This window comes from Paraflavitalea speifideaquila (assembly GCF_032395985.1).
Taxonomy (GTDB): Bacteria; Bacteroidota; Bacteroidia; order Chitinophagales; family Chitinophagaceae; genus Paraflavitalea; species Paraflavitalea speifideaquila.
The window spans coordinates 6,490,165-6,505,771 of record NZ_CP135920.1 but is presented as its reverse complement, the minus strand read 5'-3'; the positions used below and the strand labels follow the sequence as shown (position 1 = coordinate 6,505,771).

The 15,607-nt window shown below is 48.1% G+C and carries 16 protein-coding genes and 1 pseudogene; all 17 read left to right on the top strand.

Translation table 11 applies throughout. The features are described from left to right. Positions 1-66: 66 nt before the first annotated feature. Positions 67-189, top strand: a complete 123-nt coding sequence (locus RS881_RS44705) for a hypothetical protein (RefSeq protein WP_315816726.1) — start codon at positions 67-69, stop codon at positions 187-189. Beyond that, positions 180-407, top strand: coding sequence for an iron chaperone (locus RS881_RS44700; protein WP_315816725.1), 228 nt, complete (start codon positions 180-182; stop codon positions 405-407). The genes RS881_RS44705 and RS881_RS44700 overlap by 10 nt, the downstream gene beginning before the upstream one ends. Before the next feature lie 239 nt (positions 408-646). After that, on the top strand, positions 647-1,126 hold the full coding sequence (locus tag RS881_RS44695; RefSeq protein WP_315816724.1) for a Gfo/Idh/MocA family protein: 480 nt from the start codon (positions 647-649) through the stop codon (positions 1,124-1,126). 20 nt (positions 1,127-1,146) lie between these two features. Next, positions 1,147-1,764, top strand: a complete 618-nt coding sequence (locus tag RS881_RS44690) for a Gfo/Idh/MocA family protein (RefSeq protein WP_315816723.1) — start codon at positions 1,147-1,149, stop codon at positions 1,762-1,764. Positions 1,765-2,131: 367 nt separating this feature from the next. Next, a complete protein-coding gene (locus RS881_RS44685) occupies positions 2,132-2,401 on the top strand; it encodes a TetR/AcrR family transcriptional regulator (protein ID WP_315816722.1) in 270 nt (89 codons plus the stop codon). Beyond that, entirely contained in the window at positions 2,383-2,763 is a 381-nt protein-coding gene (locus tag RS881_RS44680) for a hypothetical protein (protein WP_315816721.1), read from the top strand. Before RS881_RS44685 ends, RS881_RS44680 begins: the two co-directional genes overlap by 19 nt. A gap of 396 nt (positions 2,764-3,159) precedes the next feature. Next, the gene (locus tag RS881_RS44675; protein WP_315816720.1) at positions 3,160-4,152 is read left to right on the top strand and encodes an efflux RND transporter periplasmic adaptor subunit; all 993 of its coding nucleotides are present in this window, start codon (positions 3,160-3,162) and stop codon (positions 4,150-4,152) included. Continuing rightward, positions 4,053-4,397, top strand: a complete 345-nt coding sequence (locus tag RS881_RS44670; RefSeq protein ID WP_315824805.1) for a permuted SH3 domain-containing protein — start codon at positions 4,053-4,055, stop codon at positions 4,395-4,397. Before RS881_RS44675 ends, RS881_RS44670 begins: the two co-directional genes overlap by 100 nt. 128 nt (positions 4,398-4,525) lie before the next feature. Beyond that, positions 4,526-7,674, top strand: a pseudogene (locus RS881_RS61990) (efflux RND transporter permease subunit). Between the two features lie 91 nt (positions 7,675-7,765). Continuing rightward, positions 7,766-7,963: a hypothetical protein gene (locus RS881_RS44645; RefSeq protein WP_315816717.1), complete on the top strand. Its 198-nt coding sequence runs from the start codon at positions 7,766-7,768 to the stop codon at positions 7,961-7,963. Then, positions 7,960-9,180, top strand: coding sequence for an efflux transporter outer membrane subunit (locus RS881_RS44640; protein ID WP_315816716.1), 1,221 nt, complete (start codon positions 7,960-7,962; stop codon positions 9,178-9,180). The genes RS881_RS44645 and RS881_RS44640 overlap by 4 nt, the downstream gene beginning before the upstream one ends. Before the next feature lie 90 nt (positions 9,181-9,270). Beyond that, positions 9,271-9,936, top strand: a complete 666-nt coding sequence (locus tag RS881_RS44635) for a carboxypeptidase-like regulatory domain-containing protein (RefSeq protein WP_315816715.1) — start codon at positions 9,271-9,273, stop codon at positions 9,934-9,936. Between the two features lie 5 nt (positions 9,937-9,941). Beyond that, positions 9,942-11,657 (top strand): TonB-dependent receptor plug domain-containing protein, encoded by a 1,716-nt coding sequence (locus RS881_RS44630; protein WP_315816714.1) that lies wholly within the window; start codon positions 9,942-9,944, stop codon positions 11,655-11,657. 3 nt (positions 11,658-11,660) lie between these two features. After that, the gene (locus RS881_RS44625) at positions 11,661-12,590 is read left to right on the top strand and encodes a DUF4249 domain-containing protein (RefSeq protein WP_315816713.1); all 930 of its coding nucleotides are present in this window, start codon (positions 11,661-11,663) and stop codon (positions 12,588-12,590) included. 301 nt (positions 12,591-12,891) lie between these two features. Further along, positions 12,892-14,865, top strand: coding sequence for a molybdopterin cofactor-binding domain-containing protein (locus RS881_RS44620; RefSeq protein WP_315816712.1), 1,974 nt, complete (start codon positions 12,892-12,894; stop codon positions 14,863-14,865). A gap of 11 nt (positions 14,866-14,876) precedes the next feature. Beyond that, positions 14,877-15,242 carry a hypothetical protein gene (locus tag RS881_RS44615; RefSeq protein WP_315816711.1) on the top strand — a complete coding sequence of 122 codons (366 nt, stop codon included), beginning with the start codon at positions 14,877-14,879 and terminating at the stop codon, positions 15,240-15,242. Then, the gene (locus tag RS881_RS44610; protein WP_315816710.1) at positions 15,239-15,514 is read left to right on the top strand and encodes a hypothetical protein; all 276 of its coding nucleotides are present in this window, start codon (positions 15,239-15,241) and stop codon (positions 15,512-15,514) included. Before RS881_RS44615 ends, RS881_RS44610 begins: the two co-directional genes overlap by 4 nt. Positions 15,515-15,607 lie beyond the last annotated feature (93 nt).

Below are 15,607 nucleotides of genomic sequence, written 5' to 3'. Positions count from 1 at the left end.
TGTCATATTTACCCCTGTAAACTATAAATGGTTGCAGTTACATTTGATAAGTAAAAACCAACCACTATGGCAAAAACAGATTTTAAAACGGTAGACCAATACCACAGCACCTTCCCACCTGCTACAGTAGAAAGAATGGAAGCGATCCGGGCGATCATTAAAAAGCAGCGCCCACAGCCGTGGAGTTGATCAGTTACCAGATCCCGGCATACAAATACCATGGTTTTTTGATCTATTATTCGGCCTATAAATCCCATATCTCCTTGTCCTATCCTTTCAGTGCCGCCCTATTGACCGAATTCAAAACGGAGCTGGCAAAATATACCGTGAGTAAGGCCGCGATTCAATTTCCCAATGATGAACCTTTGCCCGCCAGCTTAATTAAAAGATCATCCAATTCAGGGTAAAAGAGAATGAAGAGAAGGAAGTAGTTACAAAGAAGAAAGCAGCCCCCGTGAAAAAGGCGGCGCCTAAAAAGTAAGCGGCTACCCGATAGCTTTGGGGTGGGTTGCCCTTCCTGCCAACTGCCGGGACGGCTCATCCTGGTAGTATTTTACCAAATGGCAGCGAATACAATTGGCAGGAATCTTGTTCATAGAAAGCATTAAATTGTGCTACCTATTTTCCTGCACTCAAAAACCTTTCTATGACCAACTCACGCCGATCCTTTTTGCACCAGCTTACAGCCGCTACACTGGCATTCCCTTTATTGTCGTTAGAGGAATACAAGGAAGGAAATCAACCGGAAACACCCGCTTATGACGGCCCTGTATTACGCGTGGCCATTATGGGCCTGGGCAGCTATGGCAACCGGGTGGCCGAAGCCATGCAGGATAGCATAAAGGCTAAATTGGTAGGTGTGATCAGCGGTACTCCTTCCAAGATAAAAACCTGGCAATCGAAATACAATATCCCCGATAAGAATTGCTACAATTACGACAACTTCGATGCGATCAAGAACAATCCTGATATTGATGCCGTATACGTTATTACACCCAATGCATTGCACCACGGTCAGGTGATCCGGGTGGCCAGGGCGGGCAAACACGTGATTTGCGAGAAACCCATGGCCCTCAATGCAAAAGAAGGCCAGGAAATGGTAGATGCCTGCAAAAGGCGCAGGTAAAACTCCTGGTGGGATACCGGATGCACTTTGAACCTAAAACATTGGAGATCGTGCGCATGCGCAAGGAAGGGGAGTTGGGCAAGATCCTGTTTTTCCAGGGCCTATCGGGTTTCAGGATTGGTGATCCCACCCAATGGCGGTTGAATAAACAACTGGCCGGCGGCGGTGCCATGATGGATATAGGGATCTATTCCATTAATGGCGCACGTTATATGACAGGGGAGGAGCCGGTATGGGTAACGGCCGAAGAAACCAGGACCGATACCGTAAAGTTTAAAGAAGGCGTAGACGAAACCATACAATTTCAGTTGGGTTTTCCTTCCGGGGCTGTTGCTTCCTGTTTGTCTACCTATAGTATGAACAACCTCGACCGTTTCTTCCTCAATGGCACCAATGGATATGCCGAATTGCAACCTTCCACCGGCTATGGTCCTATTAAAGGGCGTACCAATAAAGGAGAGCTTACCCATCCCCACGTTACCCACCAAACCGTACAAATGGATGAAATGGCGGGCATTATCCTGGAAGGCAAACAACCCATTATACCGGTTGATGGCGAAGAAGGGGTGCGCGACCTGAAGATCATAGACGCCATTTACGCCGCTGTTAAAACAGGGAAAAAGATAACACTCACCTAACAGAAGGATACGTTACAACATTAATATTCCGGTACAGGGCTACCGGGCCCAGCCTCGTACGAACGCTTGTTATTGTTACCTGCTGTGGTCGTATACAGCCCGTGAGATTGCCGCAATTGCCCCTTAGGCAACATTTTAAATCATTCTACTTTTATATCGTGAACCATTGAATGGAAACCTTGTTAACATTTGTCGTTTCCAGCGGGTTGATACCGATCATTGAATTTGGAGCATTGAAAATTGAGCGTTGAACGATGGTCAAAGTGGTCGCCAGCTACCGGGAAACTGGCAGTCTTCCCGTCTCGGCCTAGGGCCCTGTACAAGTTTCTTTGAAAAAAACTTGCCAGCAATTCAAACATCGCTACTTTTGCTAACACTGTTAGATAAAATAACGATGGGAATATCAGAAAGACGGATACGGCAAAAGGAGGAAGTACGCTCCAATATACTGGTTACGGCCTGGCAAATTGTGAAGGAGGAAGGATGGCAAGCCCTCTCCATCCGCAAAATTGCCGATGCCATTGAATACAGTGTGCCGGTGGTATATGACCATTTTGTTAATAAAGAATCCATACTCAAAGAGTTTGCACGGGAAGGCTTTTGTTTGCTGGCCAAAAGATGCAGCAGGCAAAGCTGAAACAAACCGACCCTGCCCAGCAGTTGAAGGTGATGGCCGATGCCTATTGGCATTTTGCCTTTAAGAACAAGGAGTATTACCAGGTTATGTTTAGCCTGGGTATTCCCTGTAATGAAGCCGATGAGTGTAATTGCTTGCCGGAAAAGATCAGTTTCCGAACCCTGGTATCGGATTCTATATCCGAGATACTGATAAAAAACAAACGAACGGACATTAGTATCTGTCTTAAAAGTCACACGTTTTGGTCGGTTATACATGGACTTATCTCTATAAAGATGATGAGAACATCGGATGTGTCGGAAGAGTTGAATAAGATGGTAATGGATGATGCCATTGAAGGGTTTATCAAGAATCTCGGTTGAACAAAAGGAGCGGTGAACTTATCCTGTGGACAAAAAAGCGGCTAATTTATTTAGTGTAAGATAACTAATTTAATTAGCTTTGCTGGCGCCTGATACCAATGGGAAATGATGGCACAACATTCATTTTACCGGGGATACAGCAGTTAGGAAAGGGAAAGAAGCCATGAAAGAACAAATCAGCCTGCCCTTACTTGCAGGCAGTGAAAGGGGAAAATAAAAGTACCGGGATTTGTCTTCATTTGCCCCATCCGGTCGTCATAGCAACGGTAAGTATTGATTATCCTGCCCGATTGATTAGTAACTCATGTCGATTGCCATGCTTGACATAAGCATTTTTGAAATAATACCTGTTTATTAATAAACCGGAGCACGCCCTGCTCCTGTAAACATCCTGTTATGCAATACATATTGAAGATGAATAAAAGAACAAAACAATCCTTTGCTGATTCTGCCAGCCCGGCCACGCACCGCATAGTTGCACCGCTGGGTCAAATTTTCCTGGGTGCCGTTGTATCCATCATACTATATAGCTGCGGTTCATCTGCAGCACCCGGGGCAGCCTATGGCGCTCCTCCTCCGCCGCAACTACCCGTTGTAGCTGTTACAGTAGCGCCTGGTACTACGTACAAAGAGTATTCCGCTACCCTGGAAGGTAAGGTCAACGTTGAGATCCGTCCCCAGGTAGAAGGTTTCCTCGAAAAGATCTATGTAGACGAAGGAGCTTATGTAAGAGCTGGTCAGCCCTTATTTAAGATCGACGCCCGTGTATACAACGAGCAACTCAGCAGCGCCCAGTCTAATTTACTGGCAGCACAAGCCAATGTGCAAAAAGCACAAGTGGAAATAGATCGCCTCGTTCCACTCGTAGAAAACAAAGTGATCTCCGAAGTGCAACTGAAAACCGCCCGTGCAGCTTATGATGCAGCCAATGCCGCAGCAGAGCAAGCCAAAGCACAGGTAGGCAGCGTCAGGATCAATATTGGCTACACCAATATTACCGCGCCGGTAAGTGGCTACATTGGCCGTATACCGTTCAAAACCGGAAGCCTGGTAGGTAAAAATGAAACCCAGCCACTCACTTTGCTGTCTGATATCAATGAAGTATACGCCTACTTCTCTATGAGTGAGGCCGATTTCATTACTTTCAAACAGCAGTTTGCAGGCAATACCATCGAAGAAAAGGTAAAGAAAGTACCAGGCGTTGAATTAGTCCTGGCCGATCACAGTACTTATACCCAAAAGGGAAGATCACCAGCATCGATGGCCAGTTCGACAAAACCACAGGTACCATCAGTTTCCGTGCCACCTTCCCCAACGCTGGCGGTATGCTTCGCTCGGGTAATACTGGTAAAATACGTATACCACAACTGTTCACACAAGCCCTGGTAGTGCCACAGGAAGCTACCTTCGAAATTCAGGATAAAGTGTTTGTGTTTGCAGTAGGTGATAGCAATAAAGTAGCCAGCAGACCCATTAACGTGTCGGGTAAAACAGTAGGTTGGTACTTTGTAGATGGTGGCCTCAAGGCTGGTGAGAAAATTGTTTTCGCTGGCGCTGGTACCCTGCAGGATGGAATGGTCATCGTACCACAACCTATTTCTGCCGACAGCTTGTTGAAAGTAAAACCATTGTAATACACTGATATGGTATTCGGAATAGGGTATGTTAATACCGTATACTGAATGCCTCCATGCTGAATTCTGTATTCTAAATTCTGTATTCTGAATTCTATAGCCGAATTCTGAATTCTAATTCTCTTCCCATGCTTAAAAAATTCATTGAAAGGCCCGTATTATCGACGGTCATTTCCATCATATTGCTCTTATTGGGCGGACTGTCGCTGTATACACTGCCAGTTACGCTTTTCCCGGATATTGCGCCGCCCAGCGTACAGGTAACAGCCCTGTACCCCGGCGCCAATGCCGAAGTAGTGGCCCGTTCAGTAGCCACCCCTTTGGAAGAAGCCATCAACGGTGTGGAGAACATGACCTACATGACCTCCAACTCCAGTAACGATGGTACAATGACCCTCTCTGTATTCTTCAAACAAGGTACCGATCCCGATATCGCTTCTGTAAACGTACAGAACCGCGTGTCCAAGGCCGTAAACCAGGTGCCAACAGAAGTAGTACAAGCGGGTATCTCTACCCAAAGGTGCAGAACAGTTTCATCATGTTCACAGCTTTGTCTAGCGAAGACAGTGCCCAGTATGATGAACTGTTCCTGGAAAACTATATCAAGATCAACCTGATCCCCGAGGTCCAGCGGATACCCGGGGTAGCGCAGGCGCAGGTATTTGGCGCCAAGGATTATTCCATGCGTATCTGGTTAAAGCCCGACAGGCTCATTGCCAACGGTCTTTCTCCACAGGACGTGCTGAATGCTATTAAAGATCAGAACCTGGAGGCAGCTCCCGGCCGTTTGGGTCAAAACAGTACCGAAACATTTGAGTATGTACTCAAATACAAGGGTAAATTGAACCAGGGCGAAGATTACGAGAACTTTGTGATCAAAGCCAATAGCGATGGCTCTATGCTGCGCCTGAAAGATGTGGCACGCGTGGAGTTTGGTTCCTACACCTATTCTTCCCAAAGCCGGATGGATGGCAATCCCGTAGCTGGTTTTGCGGTGCTTCAGACTGCAGGTTCTAATGCCAACGATATCCTGACCGAGGTTGAAAGGAAGCTGAAAGAGTTTGAACGTACCTTGCCCAAAGGGATCAAAACAACGGTGATGTACAACTCTAAAGAGTTCCTGGATGCATCTATTCACCAGGTAACCGAAACATTGGTGATCGCCTTTATACTGGTATTTGCCGTGGTATTCTTATTCCTCCAGGATTTCCGTTCTACCCTCATCCCGGCAATTGCCGTTCCAGTAGCCATCATCGGTACCTTCTTCTTCATGCAGTTGTTTGGCTTTACACTTAACCTGCTGACCCTCTTCGCCCTGGTACTGGCCATCGGTATCGTGGTGGATGATGCGATTGTGGTGGTGGAAGCCGTGCACGCTAAAATGGAAAGGACCAAACTACCTGCCAGGGTGGCTACCCTGCAATCCATGAATGAAATATCGGGCGCCATCATATCAATTACCCTGGTAATGGCGGCGGTGTTTATCCCCGTTGGTTTCATGCAGGGCCCTGCCGGTGTATTCTACAGGCAGTTTGCCTTCACCCTGGCCATCGCCATCCTGATCTCGGCCGTAAATGCCTTGACCCTTAGTCCCGCCCTTTGTGCCTTATTCCTGAAAGGCGGGCATGAGGAAGAAGGTCATGGCAAAAGAAAGGCTTTGGTGCCCGTTTCTTTGGCGCCTTCAATGCAGGTTTCAATACCGTTACTAATAAATACATCAAGAGCCTTGGGTTTCTGGTGCGTCATAAATGGATCTCCATTACCGCATTGGTGGCGATATCAGCGGTGAGCTTTTGGCTGGTAAAAACAACGCCCACAGGTTTTATCCCTACCGAAGACCAGGGCTTCGTACTGTATGCAGTGAATACCCCTCCCGGTAGCTCACTCGACAGAACCCGCGCGGCCACTTTACAAATGGATAGCATTATCAGGAAAGATCCTGCTGCTAACCACCTGTATGTAATTGATGGATTGAACTTCATCAGCAACGCCAGTGCCTCTCCTTATGCAGCAGGTTTTATGCGGCTGAAAGATTATAAAGACAGGGGAGCTGTAAAAGACCCCGACCAGATTGCCAATAGCATTGCCGGGCAGGTATCGCAGGTGAAAGGCGCCAGCGCCTTCTTCTTCAACTTCCCACGGTGCAGGGCTTTGGTAACGTGAGCGGTTTTGAGTTCATGTTGCAAGACAGGACCAACGGACCTTTGGATAAACTGGGCAATACTGCCTGGGGTTTCATTGGCGCCCTGATGCAAAGACCCGAAATTGCCTATGCCTTCACCACTTTTGCTACGGGCAACCCCAATACATGATCGAAGTGGATAATATCAAAGCCAAGCAACTGGGTATCTCCATCACAGAGTTGATGCAAACCATGCAGATCTACTTCGGTAGTAGCTATGTATCCGACTTCAACCGCTTTGGTAAATATTACCGGGTAATGGCACAGGCCGATATTCCATATCGTACCAATGCCGAATCACTCGATGGAATCTACATCAAGAACAATGTGGGTGAAATGGTACCTGTAAAAACCGTGGTCAACCTGAAGCGTGTATATGGTCCTGAAACAGTAACCCGTAATAACCTCTTCAATGCCGTAACCATAAATGGTGTACCCAAACCAGGTTTTAGTACCGGTGATGCTATTAAAGCAGTACAAGAAACGGCCAAGACCGCATTACCAAGGGGATATGCTTATGAGTGGACGGGTGTAACGCGGGAGGAGATCAAAACAGGTGGTCAAACAGGTTTCATCTTCCTGTTGAGTATCGTGTTTGTTTACTTCCTGCTGGCAGCACAGTATGAGAGCTATATCCTGCCATTCGCCATTATCCTTACCATTCCTACCGGTGTATTGGGTGTATTCTCCTTCATCGGCTGGTCGGGTGTTGAGAACAATATCTATGTGCAGATCGGTTTGATCATGCTGGTTGGTTTGTTGGCCAAAAACGCCATCCTGATCGTGGAGTATGCGGTACAGCGTCGCCGTGCCGGTATGGGGCTCGTTGAATCGGCGCTTGAAGCTTCCAGGCTTCGTTTACGCCCGATCCTGATGACCTCCTTTGCCTTTATCGTGGGCCTGTTGCCCCTGGTATGGACGCATGGCGCTTCTGCCAAGGGTAACCAGTCAATCGGTACCAGTGCAGTAGGTGGAATGTTGACAGGGGTTGTATTGGGTGTATTCATCATCCCCGTATTGTATGTAATATTCCAATACCTGCAAGAGAAAATAACTGGCAGAACAGGGCCTAGAGAGATCAGCCTGAGCGAATAAACCAGGTACAACATTCGAGGTGACACCTTTTGAGAAGGTGTTACCTCGAATGATAAGAATAATAAATTGAAGCACTTAAACGGATATACGCATGCAACATAAGCATAGTCCTTTTTACATAACCATTTTGGCCGTTCTCGCCCTGGCGGGATGTAAGGTGGGCAAAGATTACCAGCGCCCACAGGTACAACTGCCACAACAGTTCGGCACCCAGAGTTTTGCCGATACCAGCAGTATCGCAGATATTGCCTGGAAAGAGTTTTTACCGATGCCACCCTCCAGGAATTGATTACCAAAGGTATCTCCTATAATAATGATCTGCAGGTGGCGATCAAAAGGATCGACATTGCAAACGCCAATGCCAAACAGGCCAAGCTGCTGCAATTGCCTACCGTAGACCTACAGGCATCAGGTTCCATCAACCGGCCATCTGAAAACAGTTTGAATGGAAAGAGCGTCGGCGCTTTTATCGGTAAATCCTATGTGGAGAATTACCAGTTGATAGCCAATATTTCCTGGGAAGCCGATATATGGGGTAAGATCCGCCGGCAAAAAGAAACTACCATTGCTCAATACCTCCAAACACAGGAAGGCGCAAGAGCAGTACAAACCCAATTGGTATCCAACATTGCACAGGGGTACTATAACCTGTTGATGCTGGACAGGCAGCTCACCATTGCCCGGAATAACCTTATACTCAACGATTCTTTGGTAACCGTTACCCGGGTACTGAAAGATGGGGGAGTGGTTACTTCCCTGGCAGTGCGCCAGGCCGAAGCGCAACGGCAAACAACTGCCTTGCTGATACCCCAATTAGAGCAGGATATAGCTACACAAGAAAACAACCTGCAGGTATTAACAGGTCAACTGCCCGGCACCCTTGCCCGGACGGCTACACTCAACGACCTTAACCTTCCCACCACTTTATCCACTGGCTTACCAGTTGCCATGGTGAGCAGAAGGCCCGATGTACGTTCTAATGAGCTGGCCCTGGTAATGGCCAATGCCCAGGTGGGCATTGCACAGGCCAATATGTATCCCGCCCTCAACATTACAGCAGGCGGAGGCCTTGAATCCTACGAATTCCTGAATTGGTACAAGATACCTGGATCACTTTTTGCACTGGGGGCGGGTACCATCCTGCAGCCTGTTTTCAGAAAAAAAGAACTGAAGACGAAGTTTGAAATAGCCAAAATCGAAAGAGAACAGGCCGTGATACAATTCAAACAGTCTGTATTGGTGGCAACAGGAGAGGTAAGCAATGCGCTGGTACAGGTAGATAAACTGAAAGAACAGCGTGAATTGGCTACCAGCCAGGTAAGTACTTTGAAAGAGGCCGTGGGCAATGCCCAGTTGCTGTTTAAAAGCGATATGGCGAATTATTTAGAAGTGATCACAGCCCAAACAAACGCATTACAGGCCGAACTGAACCTGGCTGCCATCCAACGCAGTCAGCTCGGAGCCGTGGTAGAGCTTTACCGCTCCCTCGGTGGCGGCTGGAAATAAATAAGAACAGTATATCCATGAAAAGAAAAAGGGTCACCCATCTCAGGGGTGGCCCATTTTTATGCGCTTAATGCCTAACTTAGAGTAGGCATGAGATCATTGACCACAAACAGCCATTTTATCCGTTTCCTTGTGTTGATTTTATTGGGTATGGTAGCGCAGGCAAGCCATGCACAAAACTATACCTTAACAATACAAGTGGCGGACAGCACACTGATACCGGTGGGCAATGCAACCATAAGGATCAATAAACAAGAACGGGTTGTTGACTCTGCCGGCAACATACAGCTCCACCTCCCAGCCGGCGCCTACCGCATTCATGTTTCAGCCGTAGGCCACTATGCAACCTCCCTGATACTTACGCTTGACCATGATACCACACTCCCCATATTATTAAGCTCGCGTGAAAGTTTGTTGCGCAATGTGGTTGTTACCGCCAGCCGTAATGTGCACCGTAACCAAATGAGCACCCAATCACTCAATATCAGCCAGATCAAAAAACTGCCCGTCATCTTAGGAGAAGTAGATCCCCTTAAAACCATCACCCTATTGCCAGGTATCAAGAACGGTGGCGAGGCCAGTGCAGGTATTTATGTACGTGGTGGCGGCCCCGATCAAAACCTGGTGCTCCTGGATGGCATACCGGTATACAACCCCAATCACCTGCTGGGTTTTTCAGCATCTTCAATGGCGAAGCCGTCAAAAATATTGAGGTCATTAAAGGCGGTATACCCGCCGAATATGGTGGCCGCTTAAGCAGTGTGATTGCTGTTGACACAAGAGAAGGGAATAAAGATTCAATAAAAGGAAGTGGCGGTATTGGCCTCATCTCTTCACGCATTTCCCTGGAAGGGCCAATTATTAAAGGCAAGTCGTCCTTTATTGTAAGCGCCCGCAGAACCTATATTGACCAGGTAGCCAAATTGATAGCGCGCGACAGTATTGGCGACAATGGCTATTTCTTTTATGATGTGAATGTAAAGGCCGATTACCGGATCAATAAGAACAATGGTCTGTACTTCACCTTCTATATCGGGAAAGACGATTTTAAGTTTGTAGACGATGATGACGATGGCCCCGACCGCCGTTTCAATGCCATCTGGGGTAATACCATCGCCGGACTTACCTGGAAGCAGCAGATCAATAAAAAGCTAAAGCAGGAATTAGCAGCAGTGCGCAACGATTTCAATCTCGACAGCAAGGTGGCATTTGGTTCCAATGGATTTGTGTTCTCATCAGGATTAACCGATTACCAATTGAAAAATGATTGGGTGTATACTGCCGACAGTTGGATCAAATGGAAATGGGGCTGGCAATATACCCGCCATGCTTTTAGGCCTGGTGCAGGCAGTTCCAATGCAGGGGTACAGGAATTCAAATCCACCATCAACGACCAATATGCACGGGAAGCCGCCGCTTACCTAAGTACTGATGTAAATATTACGCCGCGCCTCAATATTGTTGCCGGGCTGCGGTACAGCTACTTTAACCAGGTTGGCCCAACAGAACGGGTTATTTATGGACCAGATGGTGCGCCTACAGGTCAAACGGAACGATTTGGCAAAGGGCAAAGTATTGCCCGTTATCATTATCCCGAGCCGCGTTTCAGCGCCTTGTACAGGCTGCCGGGCAATGCCAGCATAAAACTATCCTATACCCGTACCATTCAATACCTGCACCTGGCTACTACCAGTGCCGCTACTTTTCCCAGTGATCTGTGGGTACCTTCCGGTAGTGTGATCCAGCCGGCCAGGGCACAACAGGTGGCAGCAGGATTCTTTAAAGACCTGGCCAATGGCGCTTATGAAATGAATGTGGAAGCCTACTATAAAACCATGTCCAACCAACTGGAGTTTAAACCAGGTGCGCGCTTATTACTGAACCAAAACCTGGAAGGCGAAATGATCTTTGGAAAGGGCGTGGCTTATGGCCTTGAGCTTTTCTTCCAAAAGAAAACAGGCCGGTTAACCGGTTGGATCGGTTACACCCTCAGCCGCACCGAACGTACTTTCTCACAAATGAACGATGGAAAGGCCTTTCCCTACCGGTACGACCGTACACATGACCTAAGTGTGGTAGCTAATTATACCCTAAGTAAGAAATGGGAAGCGGCGGCCGTATTTGTATATGGTACCGGTAATGCACTCACCATGCCTACAGGGCGGTTTGTGTACAACCTGGGTTACAATATGGATGAACGTCAACCCGTGTTTACCAGCCTTAACCAATACGATAAGATCAACGATTACCGCATGCCGGCTTATCACCGCCTGGATATAGCTTTTACCTATACCCCTAAACCACAAAGCTCCAAACGATTTAAAAGCAGCTGGACTTTTAGTCTCTATAATATGTACAACCGGTACAATCCTTATTTTATTTACCTGGATGTGGATGAAGAAGAGGAAACGATCAAGGGTAAAAAAGTATTCCTGTTTCCCATTATACCGGGTATTACCTGGAACTTTAAATTTTAAGTCATGAGGAAAGTAAAGCGGCATGGATGGATCATGGCCATAGGGGCGTTCTTGTTGTTCATATCCTGTGAACGGGAGTTTAATATTGATATAAAGACCAATCAACCCCAACTGGTGGTGGAAGGATATATCAATAACCTCATGCCTTTGTACAATTATGTGATATTAAGTAAAAGTAAAAATTACTATGAGCCGGGCTTTCAGAATACGCCGGTTACCGGAGCGCTTGTTTCCGTAACAGAAGGGGTAATGATGGCCAATGATCAATACCAGTGGGATGAAACCTCCACACGACAGCTAAAAGAAGCCCGTTTGCCGCAATTGGGCAATGCAGCCTTTCCGGGTTTTTATTTTGATCCCCTGCTCGCTACTGACTCGGTCAGGGCCTTGAAGGGCAGGCCAGGTAAACATTACCGGTTACAGATCGAAGCCGAAGGGAAAAAGTACTCGGCTATCACTTCCATTCTATATCCGCTCACTATTGACAGCCTCACCAGCGGGTTTCGGTATATGGATGATGATGAGGACAAGGATACGATCATAGAAAAAGCCCGTATTACCGTCCACTTCAAAGACCCCGATACGATTGGGAATACACAGCTCTATTTCTGGCGGCATTGGGGCAACCGCAATAGCTTTGGCTGGGGAGCCTTGGGGTCCAACCGCTATATACCGGGAACAGATGACCTGGTGAATGGGCAGTACATCCATTTAACCCATTCGTATGGATTTGTTATTGGAGATACCGTTGAATACTTTATGGCCAATGTGGATCGGAAGGTCTATAATTTCTGGGACAGTTTCAATAAAGCCAGGAACAATGGAGGGCCTTTTGCCACACCCGTAAGCCTGCTCAATACCATTACCGGGGAAAACGTAACGGGCTGTTTCAGCGGCTTCAGCATCAGTACCAAAACCGTCATTGTGCGGTAAGGGACCAGGTGCTGGATTTTACCTATTAGCTGCCGGGCTTAAGGAAGCAGGGCTGGTGCCTATCGCAGGCACACGTATTGTGTCAGTGATGCCTACTGTACCAAGGTGGGTCGCTCTGCAGCATGGCGGATGCAGCCCTGCAGAGCGGCTCACCTTAAAGGCTGAATACTGTATTCCAAATTCTGTACTCTTGTAACTATTCCCTTCTCCAGACGACTCATTCCTAAGTCACGCCTTACCCATAAAATGGCTTCCTGATGCAAAAACAATAACACTTACTGTCAATGGCAAAGCCCTTTCATTGACCATCGATCCTGAAACACCCTTACTTTACGTGCTGAGGAATAACCTCCAGCTCAATGGTCCCAAATACGGATGTGGTATGTCCCAGTGTGGTAGCTGCACGGTATTATTGGATGGCAAAGCCCAGCCTTCGTGCATGATGCCTTGCGCTACAGCCGCTACCCACCAGATCACCACTTTGGAAGGCCTTGGAAGGGCCGGTCAATTGCATCCCATTCAACAAGCCTGTATAGCAGAACAGGCCGCCCAATGTGGTTATTGCCTGAATGGGGTGGTCATGTGCGCCAGTGAACTCCTGGAAGCAAATAAACAACCTACGGATATGCAGATAAGAGAAGCTTTACAGCGGGTATTGTGCCGTTGCGGTACCCATAGCCGTTTTATCAGTGCCATTAAAAAGCCGCTACCTATGTCAGTGCAACCAAATAAACCAGCCAATACAGGAAGGCGCAACTTCCTGAAGCAAACCGGTAACCTCGTCATCGGTTTCAGTATCCTCTCATTCCCGGTTGGTTTACAGGCGCAAGGGGAGGAGGTGCAGGGGAATGCATGGGAAGAAGACAATATCAATGCCTGGATCAGGATCGATGCAGCAGGGAACCTGACTGTACTGACCGGAAAAACGGAGTTGGGGCAGGGCATAAAAACAGCCCTCATGCAAATAGCGGCCGAGGAGCTGGATATAGACATGAAGCGGGTGAAGATCATTATTGCCGATACCGGGCAAACGGCCGATGAGCGCTATACCTCCGGCAGTGCTTCCATTACGGCCAGCGGCAGCGCCATTCGCTCGGCGGCGGCAGAAGCCCGGAAAATATTATTGCAGTTGGCGGCGGTACAATTACAATCCACTGTGAATGACCTGCAGGTGAATGATGGAGTAGTATCTGTTATAGCTACCGGCAAGTCGGTGAGCTATGCAGCCCTATTAAAGGGGCAATCCATTCAGGGAACGGTTACGGGCAAAGCGCCCCTCAAAGTTCCTGCTCATTACAAATTGGTAGGTACTGCGTATCCCCGTGAAGATATCCGGGCCATGATTACGGGGCAACCGTTTTATGTGCAGGATATCAGGCTGCCGGGCATGTTGCATGCGCGCATACTGCGCCCTCCCGTATACAACGCCCAATTGTTATCCTTACCAGCAGATAAACTAAAGGCAGTGAGCGGCCTGGTGAAGCTGGTACGCAATGGCAGTTTTGTGGGTGTGGTGACAGAAGACGAATACCAGGCCATTAAAGGCATAAAGTTATTACAGCAATTGGCTGTTTGGAAAAAGCCGCCTTTATTACCTGCACAGGCCGGTTTATATGATCATTTCCTGCAGCAAACGATGAATAAAGAGGTGGTAGAGAAAAATGACTCCGTGGCGCCTGCTATAGCGGGTGCGGCCCTGCAGCATGAAGCCGTATACAAACGTCCTTATCAGATGCATGGCTCCATTGGCCCTTCTTGCGCCGTGGCCCAATGGAAGGAGGAGCAGCTAACCGTATGGTCGCATACCCAGGGAGTATTTCCGCTAAGGAGTACCCTGGCCGATCTGCTCGGTATCCCTGCATCAACAATCCGGGTAATAGCCGTTCCCGGTTCGGGCTGTTATGGACATAATGGGGCCGATGATGTAGCCGCAGATGCAGCGTTATTGGCCATGACCTTGCCGGGCCAACCGGTGCGGGTGCAATGGATGCGGGAGGATGAACATACCTGGGAGCCGTATGGATCGGCGATGGTACTACGGTTAAAAGGAGGATTGGATGCACAAGGCACCTTATTAGCCTTGCAAACCGAACTCTGGTCGGACACCCATATTGCGCGGCCGGGTGGTAAGGCGGGCCATTTTATTGCGGGGCGCGACCTGGAAAAACCATTTCCATTTATGAACAGTAGTTATTCAGGCGCCAGTTACCGCAATGCCTTGCCCTTATACGATATTGCCCGCCAGGTGACGCTGTATAATTGTAAAGGCCCCTAAGGACTTCAGCCTTGCGCAGTCTGGGCGCCTATGCCAATATATTTGCCCTGGAAAGTTTTATGGATGAGTTGGCTTATAAAGCAAGTATAGATCCTGCTGCCTTCCGCCTGGCTTATTTAAAAGATGACCGGGCAAAGGCTGTCATTGAAAGGGTGATGGAGAAAACACAATGGACTGAACGCATAAAGAACAAAGAAATAGGGTTAGGCATCGCCTTTGCACAATATAAAAATGATGCTTCTTATTTTGCCGTGGTAGCAGAGGTACAGGTGGATAGATCAGCAAAGCAATTCCGGCTGGTAAAATTAACAGGTGTTATCGATGCCGGACAAACCATCAATATAGATGGTATAAAAATCAAACTGCGGGTGGTATGATCCAGGCCGCTAGTTGGACCTTATTGGAAGAAGTACAGTATAAGGAAGGGGGTATCCTGAGCAGGGGATGGGATACCTATCCCATATTCCGCTTCAATGCCGTACCCGATACAGCAGTGTTCGTGATCAACCGTCCCGGTCAACCGCCTGTGGGCGCCGGCGAAGCGGCACAGGGACCTACTGCGGCTGCTATTGCCAATGCCATTTACCATGCCACTGACTCCAGGCTCCGCGAACTGCCACTAAAATCTTCTAAAATCGACTGGAAGTAATGCCAGGCTGAATCTGTTGAAGGGTGGGTCCCTTTCAGGGCGGCTCACCCTGATCCAAGGACCATATCGAAGCAAAAGATTGCCGACTGCCGA

Bases quoted from the DNA above. Each gene is read 5' to 3' on its own strand.
- RS881_RS44645 (WP_315816717.1), top strand. From the start codon at position 7,766: ATGCAACATAAGCATAGTCCTTTTTACATAACCATTTTGGCCGTTCTC.
- RS881_RS44625 (WP_315816713.1), top strand. From the start codon at position 11,661: ATGAGGAAAGTAAAGCGGCATGGATGGATCATGGCCATAGGGGCGTTC.
- RS881_RS44695 (WP_315816724.1), top strand. From the start codon at position 647: ATGACCAACTCACGCCGATCCTTTTTGCACCAGCTTACAGCCGCTACA.
- RS881_RS44610 (WP_315816710.1), top strand. From the start codon at position 15,239: ATGATCCAGGCCGCTAGTTGGACCTTATTGGAAGAAGTACAGTATAAG.
- RS881_RS44635 (WP_315816715.1), top strand. From the start codon at position 9,271: ATGAGATCATTGACCACAAACAGCCATTTTATCCGTTTCCTTGTGTTG.
- RS881_RS44675 (WP_315816720.1), top strand. From the start codon at position 3,160: ATGCAATACATATTGAAGATGAATAAAAGAACAAAACAATCCTTTGCT.
- RS881_RS44690 (WP_315816723.1), top strand. From the start codon at position 1,147: ATGCACTTTGAACCTAAAACATTGGAGATCGTGCGCATGCGCAAGGAA.
- RS881_RS44705 (WP_315816726.1), top strand. From the start codon at position 67: ATGGCAAAAACAGATTTTAAAACGGTAGACCAATACCACAGCACCTTC.
- RS881_RS44680 (WP_315816721.1), top strand. From the start codon at position 2,383: ATGCAGCAGGCAAAGCTGAAACAAACCGACCCTGCCCAGCAGTTGAAG.